Here is an 18,435-nt window from a genome sequence, read left to right on the forward strand (position 1 = left end):
GAGTGGTCCCATGAAGTTGCTGCAAACCCTCCGCTCTCGCAAATATTTGCAGCGGATTATCCTGAGCTTTATGCTCGTCGTCGCCATGCTCGCCATCGCCTCCCTCTTCCTGAACGCCGCTGCCCGTGATAAAGTCCTGAGCCTCCAACACGAAGCCGATCGCAAGCTGCTCACCCAAATCAACTACAATATCGAGAACATGAACGGGATCGTGAAGGATTTGGCGGTGTCGTTGTACAATGACGAAGAGCTGATCGCGCTGAAGTCCGGGGCGGATTATAAGCAGAGCATTCTGAAAATCGAACGTTTGAACCGGACGGTAGCCGCTTCGCCGTACTTGCACGCCGCCGTTTTTTACAACGGCAAGCAGAACCGTTTTTTCTCGTCGCTGAGCCATGATATGGACACGCGGGCCCTGTACGGCGCGCTTGAAGATTATATGGCTTCCCGAGCCGATCTGCCGAAGCTGCAGCTCATCCCGCTCGATCTCGACGGGGAGAATGAGGGCATCGACGTATTCGCTTTTTTCATTTATGACGGGCCGACCCTCGGTTCCGTTAACCGGAACGCCCTCATTTTGACAGTGAAGCCAGGCTGGATGCTCGACAATGTGAAAGCGCTTAATCTAGTGGCCGAACGGGAAAACGACGTCCTGTTCGTCACCGACGGCGATGGACAGGTGCTAATGGCAGGCGAGCGCAAGCTGCCGCCCGGGCTGGACATCAAGAAGGATTTACTTGGACGAATGGGCTCGACGGACAATGCACCGGACTCTTTCATCCATAAACAAGGAGAGAAGGAATATAAGGTAACCTATTTGAACAAAGGCTTGAACAACTGGCAGATCATCAGCCTGCAGGATTACGATGACGTGCTGGGCAGCGTACGCCAGATGAGATGGACCGAAATGGCCGTGACGCTGTCCGTTGCCCTGCTGGCCTTGCTCTTGTCCGTATTAATCTCGCTGAGGCTGTATAAACCGGTAGGCCGTCTGCTTATGCTGGTTCCCCATGACGGGCGCGGTGATAGCAGGGCAAAAGATGAGTTGTCCCTCATCGTGGAGAATGTGACGGAGATGATAGGCAAACTCAAAGGCTTGGAGCAGGAACGGGCGACGCAATGGAATATCGCCAAGGTTTATCATTTGCGGAGCCTGATCAGCCTCAGCGATAGTATGGACGAAGATGCATTTCTACGGATTAAGGAGCAGTATGCGATTGATATAACGCATCCATCGCCGCTCCGGCTTGCGGTTGTACAGCTTGACGATCTGCAGAGTCTTCTCCTGCAGCCGGATTCCCAGACGGAGGCCCTGTATTATTTTGCTATCGCAAACATCGGCCAAGAGCTGCTGCAACGTGGCGGTTCGTGCGAAGCCGCGGACATGAAGAGCGGCCATCTTGTCTTTATCGCCAGCGGCAATCCCGGTTACCTCGAGATGCTGGATGAACGGTTCCGGGAGCTTCAGGAGACCATACTCCGCTTTTATGGGGTTACGTTCACCGTAACGCTTAGCGATGCGTTCGAAGATTACCGCAGGCTAACGAAACATTACAACCTGGCGATGCGTCATTCCAACTATCGCATGATTTTCGGCAAGGGGGCCGTGATCCAGCCTGACATGATCCGCCGTAACGAGGGGAACGAGTCGTTCGCCATTCCGAAAGAGCTGGAGCGCCGGCTGACGGAGGGGTTGAAAAGCGGAGACTCGGAGGAGACAGAGCAAGCGATTCGAAGCTGGAGAGGACTCCTGGGCGAGTTCAGCTTCGATAACATGTTCTCGGCGCTGCTGCATTTGACCATGACACTGAGCCATACGCTGGGCGAGATGAATAACAATAATCTGAATCCGGTATCGGTTAATCTGCAGGCTATCAATCGGCGCATTCTCGAAAAAGAGACGCTGGATGAGATCGAGGGCGTGCTCCTGGACGTCGTGGGCGATGTATTCGAGCAGCGCAGGAGCGGAAGGGAGGACAAAAACCGGCTGCTTGTGGACACGGTCAAAGAAATGATCGAGAAGCATTACGCCGATCCGGACCTGAACGTCCAGAAGATCGCCGAAATGCTGAAGATGAGCGCCGTCTATTTGGGCCAAGTGTTCAAAGCCCAGGAAGGGACAACGGTGGTCGACCAGATCAATGCGACTCGACTTGCCCGAGCCCAGCAGTATCTGGAGCAGCAGCATTTGACCGTGGCCGAAATCATGGAGAAGGTGGGCTTCGGCAATGAAAGCTATTTCTATCGGCTGTTCAAGCGCCGCTACGGAGCGACGCCGAAAGAGTACCGTCTGAAATCAGCCATCGACCGAAGTACCTAAAATTAGAAATGTTTCATAAGACCCGCAGATGAAATTTACCGTTTGCGGGTCTTTGGTATGCCGCGGTTATGTAGTGGGTGATTCGGTGGCTTTTATGAGTTGCGCTGGTTCCGATTGATCCAGGTACAGCAATCCTGTTTCTATACAGCCGGCTGTACAGCATTCCGTAATCCTTACAGCCCGCCCGTACAGCAATCCTGAAATTGTACAGTAACGCAGAGCCCCGGGTTTGAGCTATCGTTAATCATGCAAAGCCTGGGATGCAGGCGAGGAGTGCATAAGAAAAGGAAGGGGCTTTCGCTATGTTGAAGAAGGTAACACTATCGGGTTCTATTGATGCAGACCCGGCTAACCGTTCGGGACCCGAATCGGAACCGAATCCTGGACCTGCCGACGCACGCCCAAAAAAATCGGCGCTTCGCAGAGAACTTCGCCATTTCCGCAACAACCGGGAGCTGTTTCTGCTATCGCTGCCCGGGATTCTGTACAAGCTGATTTTTGCCTATATCCCATTAGTAGGATTGATCATTGCCTTCAAGCATTACCGCTACGATCTCGGCATATTCGGCAGCGAATGGGTAGGTCTGGAAAACTTCCGTTACTTGTTCTCGACCGACACGGCTTGGCGGATCACGCGCAATACGGTGCTGTACAATGCTGCTTACATTGTAGTTACCACCGCTGCAGCGCTGCTGCTGGCCATTCTGATGAACGAACTCAGGGCGAAATGGAGCAAATTTTATCAGACCGCGCTGTTCTTGCCCCATTTTTTATCCTGGGTGCTGGTCGGATACGTGGCCTATGCCTTCCTGAACCATTCCGACGGTTTCATTAATCGAACCTTACAGATGTTCGGCATGGAGCCGGTCAGCTGGTACCAGACGGCTGAGACTTGGCCAGCCATCCTCATTCTTGTTCATTTATGGAAGGCGGTCGGATTCAATACACTTATCTATTTCGCTGGCATACTCGGCATTAACAGCGAGTATTACGAGGCAGCGCGGATCGACGGAGCGACGAAATGGCAGATGGCGATGAAAATTACGGTTCCGCTGCTGGCTCCGCTGGTCATTATTTTGCTGATATTGTCCATCGGCAACATGTTCCGCGGCGATTTCGGGCTGCATTATTTCATTCCGAACAACTCCGGCTTCCTGTACGGGTCCACGGATATTATCGACACGTACGTATACCGTGCGCTCCGTGAGATCGGCAACGTCAGCATGTCGGCGGCTACGGGCTTTTATCAGTCGGTTGTCGGCTTCGTACTGGTGCTGGTGGCGAACGGGATCGTTCGCAAAATCAATCCCGAGCATTCCCTGTGGTAAGAAGGAGGACATCCGATGCCTAAGAAGTTCGAACTACCCAAACTGTTGATCCATCTGCTGTTCATCCTGCTCTCGCTGGCGGTTGTCCTGCCATTTCTGCTCGTCGTCGCCGTGTCGTTGACGGATGAAGCGTCGCTAACCGACAACGGGTATCAGTTTCTGCCCGAATCATTCAGTCTGGAGGCGTATCGCTATCTTCTGGATGCACCCGACATTCTGCTGCGGGCTTACGGGGTTACGATTACGGTGACCGCCATCGGAGCGCTGGCAGGCCTGCTGCTCACCGCCATGACCGCGTACGTCATCTCAAGGCCGGATTACCGCTACAACCGGGCAACGACTTTCTACGTATTTTTCACGATGCTGTTTAGCGGAGGGCTCGTTCCTTCCTATATTCTCATCACACAGTACCTGCATTTGAAAGACAGCTTGCTGGCACTGATCTTGCCAGTGCTGCTCTCGCCGTTCAACATTATGGTCATGAAAGGATTCATGTCCAAAATTCCGTTAGAAATCGTGGAATCCGCCAAAATCGACGGGGCGAGGGAGCTGCGGATATTTTTCAGGATCATATTACCGCTGTCAACGCCAGCCTTGGCTACGCTTGGGTTGCTGATCTCGTTCACGTACTGGAACGAATGGTTCAATGCCATGCTGTACATCGACGATCCGAACAAGGTCCCCTTGCAGCTGCTGCTCGTGCGGACCCTTGGCAGCATCGAGTTCATTACTTCCAATTCGGAATTTGCGCAGCAGCTGGGCATCGATTTATCCAGCTTTCCGAACAACTCGGCAAGAATGGCGATCGCGGTGCTGGCTGGTGGACCGATGCTGATCATCTTTCCGTTCTTCCAGCGGTTTTTCGTGAAAGGGCTTACGGTTGGCTCCCTCAAGGGTTAACATACAAAACCAATTAAACACTCAGGAGGTCATGTTATGAAAAAAAGACTGCTAGGGCTCTTGGCGATCATCTTCATCGTGATGTCCGCGCTTGCCGGCTGCGGCGGCAACGGCGCGACGGATAGTGGAACGCCGGACACGCAAGGATCGTCACCGGATACAGGCGGCACGGACGCGCTTGATCCCGTCGAGCTGACTTGGTATTACCCGCTGCTGCAGCTGCAGCTCGACCAGAAGAAGGTCGAAGAGGAAATCAACAAAATCGTGAAAGAGAAGCTGAACGCCACCGTAAAACTGATGCCGGTTGCAATCGGGGATTACGTGCAGAAGATGAATACCGTACTGGCAGCAGGCGAGAAATTCGACATTCTCTGGACCGGTTATATGCTGAAACCGGAAGAGCTGGTACGAAAGGGAGCGATTCAACCGCTGAACGGGCTCTTGGATGAGCACGCGCCTCAGTTGAAGGCGGATGTCCCTCAGGTAATGTGGGACGGTCTCTCGGTGGACGGGGAAATTTACGGCATTCCGAACCAGCAGATCAATGGTTCGAGATACGGCTTCATCGTACAGAAGCGGTTTGCCGACAAATACGGCTTGGATCCTACCACGATCAAAACGATAGCGGATATCGAGCCGTTCCTTGAGCAAATCAAGCAGAACGAGCCTGGGATTATCCCGATCGGACTATTCGGCGGCTCGTTTGTCAATCCGCAGGCGCATGACGATCAATACTGGGTCGTTCCGGGGCTTGACGATCACTTCTACATCAAGACCGATGACCCGTCTTATACGCTTCATCGCTATCCCGAAGAGGAGCTGGACAATTTCAGACTGGCCAGCAAATGGTATAAAGCCGGGTACATTCACAAGGACGCGGCTACGGAAAAAATGACCGACTACCAATCCAAAGGCCAGATCGCGGTCGAGTTCGACGTCACGCTGAAGCCGGGGGTCGAGGCGGAGGTCAAGCCGAAGAACGGCGGCAACGATGTCATCATCATTCCGCTCAGCGATTGGTTCTCCAACGGCTATTCAGCCACAACCAACCAGTCGATCAGCCGAACTTCCCCGAATCCGGAACGGGCCCTGATGCTGCTCAATCTGATCAACACCGACAAGGAGCTCTACAATTTGTTGATCAACGGTTTAGAGGGAGTGCATTACGAGAAACTGAGCGGCGATTATATCAAAGCGATGCCGGATTCCAGGTATCGTCCGAACATGGATTGGGTGTTCGGCAGCGTGTTCAATTCCTACCTGAAGGAAGGGCAACCGGAAAATATCTGGGAGGAAACGAAAAAAATCAATACGAGCTCCGAAATCAATCCGGTCGGCGCATTCAAGTTCAATTCCGAGCCAGTCAGCACGGAAATCGCCAACCTGAACGCCGTATGGGGCGAGTACAAACGGGGACTCGTGACCGGAACGCTTGATTTTGAGGAAACCTGGCCGGTTCTTTACGGCAAGCTGAAGGAGGCGGGCGAAGATAAATACGTCGAGGAGGTGACGCGTCAGTTCGAGCAATTCCTAAAAGAGAAGGGCTTGAAATAATCGGCCCGTAGGCTTGTAGACGGATGGAGACGAAACGGGAGAAACCTGCTGCCTGGGTGTGCTTTGCCGACACTGCGCACGGCGTAGGCAAAGCTGACCGGATTCCACGCTGGAGGAAGGGGAGCGATTTATGAAGAAGCTTGTGCTTGCGGCACTGGCGGCAAGTCTGTTGTTCGCGCTGTATCCATTTCTACCGGCCGCCGAGACGGCGTCGGCTTATGGAAATCCGCACGGGACGGCTTATTACGTGGCAATAGACGGAAATGACTCGAACAAAGGGACGATCAAGAAACCGTTTCGAACGTTGGAAAAAGCGCGTGACGCCATTCGGGCGTTGAAAGCGAAGAAAGGACTGCCTCGCGGCGGCGTCACGGTCTATCTTCGCGAAGGCCGGTATGAGCGGGCAACCAGCTTCGAGCTGGGTTTGCAGGATTCAGGGGAATCGGGTAAGCCGGTCACCTATACGGCCTATCCAGGTGAAACGGTTATTTTGTCGGGTTCTAAGCAGTTGGAGAAATCCGCATTCGTTCCGGTAACCGATTCTGCCGTACTGAACCGTATGATCAGCGAAGAGGCAAGAAACGAAGTGCTGGTCGCCGATCTGGCCGCCCTCGGCATTACCGATTACGGCGAGATGAGCCGGCATGGTTATTATTTGGCCAACGATTTAAGCAAGGTACCGCCGATGGAGTTGTACGTGGGCGGGCAAGGGATGACGCTGGCCCGCTGGCCGAACGAGGGAACCGTACAAATGGACGAAATTCTCGATCCGGGACCAACGCGGAAAGATCCAAACGGGGAGGTTCATACGAGAGGCGGGACCTTTACGTACACGTATGACAGACCGCAATACTGGACGCAGGCGGACGACATCTGGCTGGATGGTATTTTCGGCTACAGCTGGGAATGGTCCTATAACAAGATCGCTTCCATCGACACCCAGGCCAAGAGCATTACGCTCCGGTATGGAGAAATGAGCGGCATTTTCAAGAACTGGTACCCGGATTTCCATTTCGCTCAAAACCTGCTGGAGGAGATCGATATGCCCGGCGAGTATTACATCGACCGCCAGGCCGGAAAGCTCTATTTTCTGCCGAATGCCGAATTCATGACCGCGAATCCATCCATTGAAGTGACGATGCTGAAGACGCCGATGATCAATGCGCTGGACGCATCTTATATCGATTTCTCGGAGCTGATCCTGGAGAACGGGCGCGATTCGGCGGTCGTCTTCATGGGCGGCAGCCATATGCGCGTCCTCCATAGCGAAATACGCAATTTCACCAATAGCGGCGTGCTGGTCAACACTCCGAGCCGGTTCCATTACAACGATTTTACCGGCGTTCCGGGAACGGACCATAAGATCGAGTTTACCCACATCCACCATATCGGGGGAACCGCCGTCACGCTTACCGGAGGCGACAAGACAACACTTTCGCCGGGCAACAACGCGGTGGAGAACTCGCACATTCATGATTTTGCCTATTATCATAAGGCGTACAACCCGGGCGTCCTCCTGTCCGGAGTGGGCAACCGCATGTCGCATAACGAGCTCCACGATGCTCCCCATCCCGGCGTGCTGATATTCGGCAACGATCATCTTGTGGAGTACAACGATATTTACGACGTATGCAAAACCTTCTCGGATCTCGGCGCCATCTACATGAATGCAGGCGAAACGCCCCAGCAGCGGGGCACCGTCATCCGTCGCAATTACTTCCACAACATCGGAGAAAGCAAACCCGGCGTAGAAGGGGTCTATCCTGATAATTTCACGATGGGGCTTCAGATCGATGAGAATATCTTCTATCGTATGGGGAATTCGGCAATCAAAAACAACGGAGGCGCGCATATTTTGTCCCGCAACAATATCTTCGTGGACAGCAAGGTTCCATATGACTACGCGGATTTGTTTCTCGGCGATGAGCCGGACGATCAAGTTCCGCTGAATTACATGCCGAAGTGGGAGGCGCTGTTCGAGGCCAACAACGACTTCGTCGGCACGCCGTACCTGGCCAAATATCCGGAGCTGGCGAACTTTTTCACGGAAAATCGTTATTATCCGGATACGAATACGTTTCACGGCAACGTCGTCTACAATCCGACGGTTCCACGCAGCACGACAACGAACGAGCAGGGGGCGTACGACAAATTCAATCTTGTCCAATACGCCGATAACTGGGTAACCGACGAGGATCCCGGGTTCGTCGATTTGGCAGGAGGCGATCTGTCGCTGCGTCCGGATGCGGAAGTATTTCAGGCCATCCCCGGCTTCCCTGATATCCCATTTCACGAGATTGGCATCAACGGGAAAGCGGGCACGACCAACAGCCCGGACAGCTACCCAGTGCAAAGCGTGGTGGTCTACGACAACGAAATCACGGTGGACCGGTGGAAAACCGTGAAGCTGCGGACGGCGGTTCTCCCGTGGAACGCCGATAACCCGCAGCTGGTCTTCACGTCGGCCGATCCCGGCATCGCCACGGTTGACCTTAACGGCATCGTCACGGGCCAGGCGGTGGGTCAAACGGTCATCACGGTGGCGTCGGCGGAGAATCCGCAGCTCACAGCAATGGTGGGGGTCACGGTCGAAGCCGGAGACGGGATCATGGATTTCACCGATTTCGAGTCAGGTGCTAACGGCTGGCCGCAGGATGCGAACCGCAGCATCGTCAAAGAAGGCAACAACCGCTGGTATAAAATACTGAACGGCGCTACCGCACTCAGCAACAAAACCTTCACCGATTATGAGCTGAGCTTCAAACTGAAGACGCCTGAGTCGATCGGGGAAAACGCAACGCTGTACGTGTTCGATCGACAGGCGGGCAGCGGCTCGACCCGCGTCGGATACAAAACCCGTCCGGACGGCTCCTCCTCCTGGCTGCTATATAACGCAGCCTGGACCGTACTGCATGAAGAGAAACTCCCCGGACACGACCTGCAGCCGAATACGGAATACGAGATCAAGATGCGGGTCAAAGGAGGCGATATCAGCGTGTACGTGGACGGCCAATTCCGCCTGAAGGCCGCCGATCCCGGACATAACGCGGCGGGGAAGGTCGGATTCTACGTCAACAACGTCAGCTACATGCTGTTTGACGACATCCGGTTCAAGGCACTGAGCACGGAGCTGGCCGGGATCATTCCGTCGGAGCGCGGAGTGCGGCTTACCGCCGGCGAGGAGCATCAGCTGCAGCTGACGTTCGACCCCGCGGATACCCCGGATACCGGCGTTACTTGGCAATCCGCCGATCCGGCGGTGGCTGAGGTGAGCGATACGGGCGTTGTTAACGCCGTTTATGAAGGCCAGACCGTAATCACAGCCGTGTCCGTGGTCAACCCGCTCATCAAAGCGGATATCGCCGTGACCGTTTCGAACATCATGCACGAGACCGACTTCGAATCGGGGGGCAACGGCTGGCCGGTAGACCCGAATCGCAGCATCGCGGCCGATCCGGACGGTAATCGCCGCTACAAAATTTTGAACGGGGCAACAGGCCTGCTGGACCGAGTCTTCGAATCGTATGAGCTGGAGTTCACGCTGAAGACCCCGGCCGTCATGCCGGACGACGGCACGATGTACGTCTTTGATCGGCAGGATGCAAGCGGCTCCACCCGGATCGGCTATCGGACCCGCGTGGATGGGACATCCGCCTGGATTCTCTACGACACGGCCTGGCAGAAGATCGCCGAGTCCGTCTTGCCGAATCGAGACCTGCAGCCGGAAACGGAATATGCAGTCAAGATCAGCGTAAAGGATGGGGACGTCTCTATTTATTTGGACGGCGAGCCGAAGCTTGCCGGCACCGATCCGAATCATCGGCCATCCGGCAAAGTTGGCTTCTACGTGAGCGGATTCGACTACATGCTGTTTGACAACATCCGGTTCACGGTGGTGCCTTAAGGTAATGAAGGCGCTTCCTCCCGGTATATGGGGGGAGCGCCTTTTACAATCGTCAAATAAAAAGGATACGAATTTTGATCTCCACAGCTTCAAAATTCACGAGGAGGTTCATCATGCAACGATGCCTATATAGGGCAGAGGGAATCGAGGAAGATATCCTTATGCTGTTACGGGGCAAAAGTATTTCACAAGAGGTCCATGCGGCGATGGAACAAAAATGCGTGTCCCGATTAAGCTTGTTTGCAGACGGAAGCCAGTTGTTTCTTTATTATGAATGCCATGGGGAGAAGGTCCTTCCGGAAAGTCTGCTGCCGCAAGCTGAGGCATGGCTGGCCGTTTGGCCAGGAGGGGATCCGGGACGCAGGTGGACGTCGATGGCCGACATTTTCCATTATCAAGCACCCGTTTCCGAGCAGCATTGGGTACGGGGAAATGTTCACAGTGTACCGTATGGAAGGATTGCCCGGCTAAAGCCCGAAGAGGTGTCAAGCTACGTGTACTATCATTACCAGTACCAGGAAGAACGGCCGGGCGACGGAGATAAATTTGGCATCATCGGTTTGCATGAGAATTTGCTCTTTTTTTACTCAGAGCTTCCAGCCACTCTCGAGCCAGCCCCTTATGAAGGAAAGCTGAAAACGACTCTACGGCCGAACGATTGGGCGGCGGTGATGGATCCGCATTTTATGAAGTGGGAGGAAGCTCCCTCCGGTCAGGAGATCTGGCGGGAGTTGGAGCTTGTACTGGATGCACGCTCCTTCTTCGAAAGGAAGGGAGCACACCATGGGTAACAGGTTATGCCTTAACGGGGACTGGGACTTCATGCCGCTCTATGGGCAGCCGCAGTGCCGGCAGCTTCCGGAGGAGATCGTCTACGAGCCGCAGCAAATCCAGGTTCCTTCCAGCTGGAGACGGTCCTATGTGCAGGCGAACGGCAGAACGTTTGGCGAAATTTGCGAGCATGGGTATGCCCCGATGGATCTCTACGGCTACCCGAAAGAATGGGACCGCGCGGAAGCGGGCGTGTTGCATAGAAGTTTTCAAATTCCCGAATCCATGTCCGGGGAGCGGATTGTGCTGCGAATGGACGGCATCATGCAAAAGGCCGTCCTATTTCTCGACGGGGAAGAAGTCGCCGTATGGGAAGACGGCTACCTGCCGCTGCATCTCGATATCACGCCTTGGGTCGAGCGGGGGCACGAGCATCATCTCCATGTCGTATGCGGCAGCTTCGATAAAGTAACGTTGGCAAACGGCATGGTGAAGGTGACCGGGCTGATGGGCTCCTGGTTCGGCAATGTTGCCCGTGGAATATGGCAGGACGTTTACCTGGAAAGCCATCCGGTCCTGTCTATAGAGGACGTAACCATCCGCACATCCGTTCGGAGAGGGCGGCTTGAACTGGCCGTCACCGCTGGGACGGCGGAAATAGGTGGGGAGCACGGTCCCCTTCACGTCAGGTTGAACATACGGGAGATTGGCGTGCTAAGGCAAGAGGAAGAAAAGTCAGATACGAGGGAAGTTGCAGACTCGATAAGCAGTAGCAGCAGCCGGTATGCGGCTGATGAGAAGAAGTCATTGCAAAGCCGTAGGCTTGGAAGTGAAACGGAGGGATTCTGTGCACAGGAGGGGGAAGGAGGCGGACTGCGATTCGGAGACGGAGGGCGGGCCGTGCCTGTCCTCCAGGCAGAGCAGACGGCACAGCGCATCGATCCAGCGGCTGCGGTGAAGGTTAGGCTGTGCGAAAACAAACGCGGCGGGGCGGTCTACCGCGCTTCCTTTGATCTGGAGTGGAGCGATGCCATGTTATGGGATCCGGATACGCCGTATTTGTATATGGCGGAGCTTGAACTTGTAGAAGGAGAGAAGGTGCTGGACCGGCGCGAGGAAATGTTTGGTTTCCGTGAATTTTGGCGCGAAGGTCCGCAATTCATGTTGAATGGCATTCCGATCCGATTGCGCGGCGATTCGTGGCATTTTCAAGGCGGACTGCAGCAGACCGAAGCGTACATCCGCAACTGGTACCGGATGTGCCGCTCCGTCGGAATCAACAGCATCCGGCTGCATGCTGAGCCTTATCCGGAGGATTATGTGCGAATCGCCAACGAAGAGGGCATGCTGATCATCGACGAAACGGCGATATACGGATCGGGCAAATCCATGCTCGCCGACCATCCCGATTACTTGGACAACTGCCGCTTGCATGTACAGCGGCTCGTGAAGCGAGATAAGAATCATCCTTCCGTCATCATGTGGAGCCTGCAGAACGAAATGCGCTGGGTGGACGGCCGGGACGGCTATAAGCTGCATATTCCAGGCCTCATGGAGGCGATCCGGGAACTGGACGCCACGCGTCCGATCGTCGCCGAAGGCGACAACCGACTGGTGTCCAAAGCCCATACGGAGGTGGAAAGCCGCCATTACAATATTGACGGCACCATCGCGCAATGGGACCGTTCGGTCCCATTGACCTTCGGTGAACACGGTGGCTGGTGGTACATATGCCCGCAAAACGCCAGCATGTATGCGGGGCTGCAGGCATATCGGAGTACGGACGAAAGCACGGCCGGGCTGGCGCAAAAGGAACGCCTATTCGTGGAGTATGCGCGGCGGCAAGGCGTCTCGGGCATAGCTACGTTCAATTTTGCTCATTATTTCATGCGGTCAATGCCGGAGAACGACGTCGCTGTTCCATCGTCCGGACCAGGCTTGCCGGGGGTAAAGCCCAAGGTGATACCGGCCTATTCGCTAACGATCAATAACGGCCTGCTGCCGGAACATCCGACGTACGTGCCTAATCCGGCATTTGCCATCATGGGGGAGGCGTTTAAGCCGGTCACGATGTTTGCAGCCGAATACAACCGCTGTTTCTACGACGACGCAACCATTACACGTAGCTTTGACGTCTTCAACGACACGTTGTCCGCTCAGGATGTTCGGATTGAGTGCGTGATTAGGCAAGGGGAAACGGTCGTTCATGAACGCTGTTTCGCTTTCCGTCAGGAGCCGGCCGAGCAGAAAACCATCGAGATGTCGTGGGCACCGCTCTCCGTTGAGACGGAAGGAACGATAGTATTGACGGCAGAGCTGTTCCACGGCGATCGGCTTATGCATGAGCTGCGGAAGGAATACCGGCTTGTGTCGGGAACCCTGCTTCACGAGCCGGTCGATGTTGATCGTCCGGCGGCTTATTGGGGATCGGATGAAGATTACTTCAAGATTCGAAATCTTGTTCCCGGCTGCAAGCGGGTAGCCCGGGAAGGGCTTGCTCTCTTGTCATGCGATCAGTTGCTGATCATCGGGAGCAAGTTGGAGGACCCGGATGGCGGGTTGGAGGCGCTGCTAAAAGGCTTCGTCGCACGCGGCGGTCGCCTGCTGCTGCTGGAGCAGACAGGATTGTCGCTCGGCGGCCGGCTGAGGCTGTCGCGAAGGCCGTTTCTTCGGGCCCATGCCGGCGATTACCAACATCCGGTGCTGAAGGGTTTAAGCGACCCGGATCTGATGTTCTGGCACGAAAAGCTTCGCGAAGAGGGCCCGCTGCCGATCATTCACGCCGCATTCGAAAAGCCGCTCCAAGGCGATTTCACCCTGCTGCTGGAATGCAGCGCCGGCGACTTCGGCGATGGTGGGGATCTATGGACACCGCTCTTGGAGTACCGAAGCGGAAGCGGCATGTTTGTGGCCAATCAGCTGGAGCTGATGGCTAATCTTCGGTGCGCTCCGCAAGCCTGCCTGCTGCTGCGCAACCTGCTGGCTTACACCGGTCGTACTGAGATAGCTCGCGGTGCGACTGGGCGGCCGGTGGGTGCGCTGGTCCGTCCCGGCGGGGAAGCGGCTGCGTTCCTCGACCGGCTTCGGCTGCGCTGCACGGTGCTGGATGCCGATGCGTTGATCAATAAAGACGCGACTCACGACGAAAATGGATGGGTCGACCTTCCCGTATCGTCCGCGCATTCATTCGGCCTGTTGGTAGCCGAAGCAAGCCTGCTTGCGGCTCCTGGCGCAGCCGAGGCCGTCCGGCGTTATGCCGAAGCCGGCGGGCATGTGCTTGTCCTGCCGGCGGACAGCAGTCAGCAGGACACGCTAGCCCGCTTGTTGGATCGGCCGGTGCGCGCGGAGCCGCACGAGACGTACCATTTAGCGGCGGATTACATCAACGAGGTCGTACGCGGCTTCAGCCCGGTTGACCTGTTCGGCTATGATAAAGTGTTCCTTTCGCCGCGTGATGTCACCAACCGGCCGCTGGCCAGTAACCGGCTTGAGGTGCAGGGCACGGACGCTTTGTGCGTAAGCATCGAGGGAACCGCTTGGAAGGATTATTTTGCGAATGGTTACACATCCGAATACAGCCGTCTCGCACTGGTCGAACTGAACCGCAGGAAAGCCCGTTCCTCCGGAGCGTTTCTGATCCAAGAGAGGACGGGGGCAGGCTCCATCCTGTGCTCCCAGCTTCTGCTAGACCCCACCAATGAAAAAGCACTGAGACTCTATACCCGTTTGCTCGCCAATCAGGGTGCCGTCTTTGATGACGGCTTGCTGGAGAGCGAGAAAGACGACGGGGCGTGGGCCGTGGAAGCGGTTATGGTACTGCCTTGCCCGTCTCATGTCGATTACGAGGCGATGAAGACCTACTATACCGATCCCGAATTTTCGTTGAACAATTTGGGTGAAGGCCTATACGGCTGGATGCAGAAAAAAGAGCGGCAGCCCGAGGATGGAATGATGCGGATTGCCTGCACCGGAGATGAGCCATGGTTTATGAGCTGTTTTGTGCAGGTACCTGGAGGTGCTAAGCCAGTCCGCACGGGACGTTTGCGAGTTCATGCCAATGTGCCGTATGCCATTTACCTGAACGGTGAGCATGTGCGTGAACCGGAGCGCGAGCTTGTCTTGAAGGGCGGACTTAACCGGCTGATCGCGATCGTCTGCGGAACCGGCGGGGATATTGCCTTCGGCATGACCTTTCTGCACGCGGACGGGACGTACATGAAGGATCTGGAATACCGCATGACCCTGGATGAAGTCGAACCGAAATAGTCGAACTATAGACGGTATCGGTATCGGGATGGAGCCAGAACAGATGAAACAAAATGGATATGGGAGGGCATTATGGACTGGAACGCTGTCATCGAACGAACCTTACACACAACCAAAGCGAATATCGCCCGGTTTGAACATCGGTTTCCGCATGTCGGAAACGGGGACGGCAAGTATCAGCTGGTGAATCATACGGATTGGACGGAGGGATTTTGGCCTGGCATTCTGTGGCTAAGTTACGAGTACGGCAAGGATCCCTGCTTTCGTGAGGCAGCTATCCGATCCGTGCGTTCGTTTCAAGAGAGATTAACGCAAAACCAAAAGCTGGAGCATCATGATATCGGCTTTTTGTATTCATTATCCGCTTTGGCGGAATGGTTCGTGGAACGAGACGAGGCTGCCAAGAACACGGCACTGCAAGCCGCAGATGCGCTCATGAGACGATGGAGGCCCTCGCTTCAGCTTATCCAGGCATGGGGTCCTGAACATGATCCTCAAAACGGCGGAAGGATCATCATCGACTGCCTGATGAATCTGCCCTTGTTATGCTGGGCCACCGAACAGACTGGAAATGCTGCATATGCCGATGTCGCACGCATTCACGCTGACAAAAGCTTGAAATTCCTGGTGCGCGGAGACGGCTCTTCCTATCATACTTTTTATTTTGACCCGGAATCAGGCGATTCCGTGCGAGGCGGAACGTTTCAAGGATTTCAGGACGGTTCCACATGGTCTCGGGGTCAGGCCTGGGGAATTTACGGATTTGCATTAGCCTGCCGTTATTTCAAAGATCCGCAATATTTGGACACGGCCATTCGAATGGCGTGTTACTACATCGACCACCTTCCGGATGATCAGGTCGCCTATTGGGATTTCGACGTCCCGGCATCGGCGCTAACGCCGAGGGACAGCTCTGCCTCTGCCATTGCGGCATGCGGGATGCTGGAAATCGCGGATCAGCTCCCAGGCGATGATCCCCGCAGAGAATTTTTCATAAATGCCGTTCGGCGTTCGATGGTCTCGATGGTTAACGGTTATTTTACGGACGGTAATCCGGATGAAGAAGGTTTTTTGCGGCATGGTTCGTATTTTGTCAGGGGAGGGATCGCGCCGGACGATTTTGTTATATGGGGGGATTATTTCTTTCTTGAAGCGCTCATGCGTTTAATCAACGGGCGTCCGGGTTATTGGTATGAACCTAAGAGGAACAAAGTGAAAGAATGAGTGCATAAAAAGTGAGAGACCCTGTGCCTTTAGAAATAGACAGGGTCTCTTGATACCATGAGCCCTTGCTGTGCAGGGCTTTTTTTGATCGTACATCATGAATGGACATAGGTCAGCATTACCGATGAACACGGATTGGAAGCTGCGTCAACATTTGTCCTGCCGCAGACGGACTCAGGTTATCCTCCAGTTTAAAATCGGCAATGGGCTCAATACGCGGGAAGTAATCCATAAATCTGCTTATCGCAATGTTTGCCTCAAGTCGTGCTAGCGGAGCTCCCAGGCAGAAGTGTGCACCGTTACCAAAAGTTAAATGCTTTTTATTATTGGCGCGGTGGATATTCAAGGTGAAGGGATCCTCGAATACCTCTTCATCCATATTGGCAGCGCTCATCCATGCGACGACGACATCGCCCTGCTTTAAATCCACGCCGAGTATATCGTTATCCTGTTTTACGGTCCGGTCCATTTTGGCAATGTTAAACCGATATCGGAGCATTTCCTCTACGGCATTAGGAAGAAGCTCGCGGTCGGCTCGAATTTCTCCATAAATTTGGTTGTTGTCATATAAGAAGGAATAGAACGTGTTGGCAAGCAGATGGGTCGTCGTTTCAATACCCGCACCGAGTATGAACATCGTCGTTCTGACGATCTCGTCATCCGATAATCGATCCCCATCCACCTCGGCTTGAATGAGGTCGGAGATGATATCGTCAGATAGATTTGCTCTTTTTTGGACGATATGAGGGTAGAGATAATTGTAATATTCCTTGGCTGCTTGACGTTTCAGTTCCTGTACATCTTCCGAATGGTTTTTAGGCAAGGGGAGGAATAAATGGTTGACCCATTCCTTAAACAACAAGCGGTCTTCCGAAGGGACGCCGAGCAGATCCGCTATGACGATGGTCGGCAGCGCACTCGCGTAATTTTGAACGATATCAATGACATCGGCGTCTCCCATTTCGTTCAGAAGCTGCTCCGCTATCTCTTGAATGCGCGGCTCCCAGAGTTTTAAACTGCGAGGGGTAAAAGCTGCAGAAATCAATGCTCTGCTTTTTTGGTGCTCCGGCGGATCGGATTGAAGGTTGATTTTACTCATCTTCTGGCCTTCAGCATTGTCGGCGCCGACGCTAATCGTTGTTCGGGTTCTTGCACTAGAGAAATATTCATGGTCCTTTAGAACCCTCTTTACATCATCGTAGCGGAAGACGTTCCATGTATTGGTCGCCTGGTTATAAACGATGGGCTCATGCTGTAATTTGTGCTTGTACCAATCATAAGGATTGAATTCTTCGGTCGGTGAATGGAATTGCGTGATTTCCTCTAAGGAGATGATATCATGATTCATTACATTCCCTCCAATGCTAGTTTAATATAACATATGTTAATTTAACATAACATCGTAAATGGTCATAGTTTCCAATGGCCCATGTCCAAAGTTCCGTTTATATTCTTCCTTGTCGGATTTTAGTAGAACATATACGCTAGAGGTGTGCTGCATTTCAGCAATATTGCCAAATCTGTTGACGAAAGGCCTGAACGATCATGTATCTTGAACTTCTTATTTTGATCCAAATCGAAAAATCCCCGAAACACGGGTATGAAATAAAAAAAGAAATCCAGAAAGATCTCGGTTATTTGATGGACGTCAATCACAACATGTTATACCCAACATTGCGAAAATTTACGGATGAGGGATTTGTTCGGAAACATCGAAATGAGCAGGAAGGCAGACCGAATCAGTATGTTTATGAAATTACAGAAGCAGGGAGGGAAAAAATCGCAAACCTCATTAACGAATTCACCGAAAAAGATGCAAAACATCAAATCGAATTCATGGTAAGAGTGTCCCTGTTCGATCGTATTTCTAAGGAGGACCGGATTCGGATTTTACATAGGAGGAAGAAGGACTTGGTAGAACTGCTGTCAGATATCGAGAGAAGACTGGATGAAGGCGGAGATGCGTTGTTCCGGGACGAGGTTCTGCGGTATTCGATCTCCCAGGTTCAAGGCGAATTGGCGTGGATTGATAGGCTGGTCATCAGCTTAACCTGATGGGTAAGTACGGTTTCGACCAGATCATGGATCAACGTAGCATCAAGCACGAGGATGTTTCAGCGATAGTAAAGAAGCCGAGAAATGGCGGCTTTTGCATCTAATGCAACTAC

Annotated in this window: 10 protein-coding genes; 9 read left to right on the forward strand and 1 reads right to left on the reverse strand. The window is 53.8% G+C overall.

Translation table 11 applies throughout. The features are described from left to right. Positions 1-10 precede the first annotated feature (10 nt). The 8 genes from OHJ21_RS06430 (at position 11) to OHJ21_RS06465 (ending at position 16,267) form a co-directional block, all read left to right on the forward strand. Entirely contained in the window at positions 11-2,320 is a 2,310-nt protein-coding gene (locus OHJ21_RS06430) for a helix-turn-helix transcriptional regulator (RefSeq protein ID WP_486019576.1), read from the forward strand. A 302-nt stretch (positions 2,321-2,622) separates the two neighbouring features. After that, complete coding sequence (locus tag OHJ21_RS06435; RefSeq protein ID WP_486019577.1) at positions 2,623-3,648, forward strand: ABC transporter permease; 1,026 nt, start codon at positions 2,623-2,625, stop codon at positions 3,646-3,648. Between the two features lie 15 nt (positions 3,649-3,663). Next, positions 3,664-4,548 (forward strand): carbohydrate ABC transporter permease, encoded by an 885-nt coding sequence (locus OHJ21_RS06440; RefSeq protein WP_100536871.1) that lies wholly within the window; start codon positions 3,664-3,666, stop codon positions 4,546-4,548. Positions 4,549-4,584: 36 nt separating this feature from the next. After that, complete coding sequence (locus OHJ21_RS06445) at positions 4,585-6,102, forward strand: ABC transporter substrate-binding protein (RefSeq protein ID WP_100536872.1); 1,518 nt, start codon at positions 4,585-4,587, stop codon at positions 6,100-6,102. 130 nt (positions 6,103-6,232) lie between these two features. Beyond that, complete coding sequence (locus OHJ21_RS06450; RefSeq protein ID WP_486019578.1) at positions 6,233-10,006, forward strand: Ig-like domain-containing protein; 3,774 nt, start codon at positions 6,233-6,235, stop codon at positions 10,004-10,006. 113 nt (positions 10,007-10,119) lie between these two features. After that, entirely contained in the window at positions 10,120-10,797 is a 678-nt protein-coding gene (locus tag OHJ21_RS06455) for a hypothetical protein (protein ID WP_100536874.1), read from the forward strand. Further along, the gene (locus tag OHJ21_RS06460; protein WP_326115152.1) at positions 10,790-15,043 is read left to right on the forward strand and encodes a glycoside hydrolase family 2 protein; all 4,254 of its coding nucleotides are present in this window, start codon (positions 10,790-10,792) and stop codon (positions 15,041-15,043) included. The genes OHJ21_RS06455 and OHJ21_RS06460 overlap by 8 nt, the downstream gene beginning before the upstream one ends. 72 nt (positions 15,044-15,115) lie before the next feature. Beyond that, the gene (locus OHJ21_RS06465) at positions 15,116-16,267 is read left to right on the forward strand and encodes a glycoside hydrolase family 88 protein (protein WP_100536876.1); all 1,152 of its coding nucleotides are present in this window, start codon (positions 15,116-15,118) and stop codon (positions 16,265-16,267) included. Positions 16,268-16,385: 118 nt separating this feature from the next. Here OHJ21_RS06465 and OHJ21_RS06470 read toward each other — a convergent pair whose 3' ends face one another. Further along, positions 16,386-17,615: a cytochrome P450 gene (locus tag OHJ21_RS06470; RefSeq protein WP_100536877.1), complete on the reverse strand. Its 1,230-nt coding sequence runs from the start codon at positions 17,613-17,615 to the stop codon at positions 16,386-16,388. Between the two features lie 197 nt (positions 17,616-17,812). Between OHJ21_RS06470 and OHJ21_RS06475 the strand changes: the two genes are divergently transcribed. Continuing rightward, positions 17,813-18,322: a PadR family transcriptional regulator gene (locus OHJ21_RS06475; RefSeq protein ID WP_100536878.1), complete on the forward strand. Its 510-nt coding sequence runs from the start codon at positions 17,813-17,815 to the stop codon at positions 18,320-18,322. Positions 18,323-18,435 lie beyond the last annotated feature (113 nt).

Source organism: Virgibacillus sp. LDC1 (assembly GCF_025792345.1).
Taxonomy (GTDB): Bacteria; Bacillota; Bacilli; order Paenibacillales; family Paenibacillaceae; genus Paenibacillus_AQ; species Paenibacillus_AQ lautus.

Coding starts and splice junctions, on each gene's coding strand:
- OHJ21_RS06430 (WP_486019576.1), top strand. CDS start 11: ATGAAGTTGCTGCAAACCCTCCGCTCTCGCAAATATTTGCAGCGGATT.
- OHJ21_RS06445 (WP_100536872.1), top strand. CDS start 4,585: ATGAAAAAAAGACTGCTAGGGCTCTTGGCGATCATCTTCATCGTGATG.
- OHJ21_RS06470 (WP_100536877.1), bottom strand. CDS start 17,615: ATGAATCATGATATCATCTCCTTAGAGGAAATCACGCAATTCCATTCA.
- OHJ21_RS06440 (WP_100536871.1), top strand. CDS start 3,664: ATGCCTAAGAAGTTCGAACTACCCAAACTGTTGATCCATCTGCTGTTC.
- OHJ21_RS06435 (WP_486019577.1), top strand. CDS start 2,623: ATGTTGAAGAAGGTAACACTATCGGGTTCTATTGATGCAGACCCGGCT.
- OHJ21_RS06475 (WP_100536878.1), top strand. CDS start 17,813: ATGTATCTTGAACTTCTTATTTTGATCCAAATCGAAAAATCCCCGAAA.
- OHJ21_RS06450 (WP_486019578.1), top strand. CDS start 6,233: ATGAAGAAGCTTGTGCTTGCGGCACTGGCGGCAAGTCTGTTGTTCGCG.
- OHJ21_RS06460 (WP_326115152.1), top strand. CDS start 10,790: ATGGGTAACAGGTTATGCCTTAACGGGGACTGGGACTTCATGCCGCTC.
- OHJ21_RS06455 (WP_100536874.1), top strand. CDS start 10,120: ATGCAACGATGCCTATATAGGGCAGAGGGAATCGAGGAAGATATCCTT.
- OHJ21_RS06465 (WP_100536876.1), top strand. CDS start 15,116: ATGGACTGGAACGCTGTCATCGAACGAACCTTACACACAACCAAAGCG.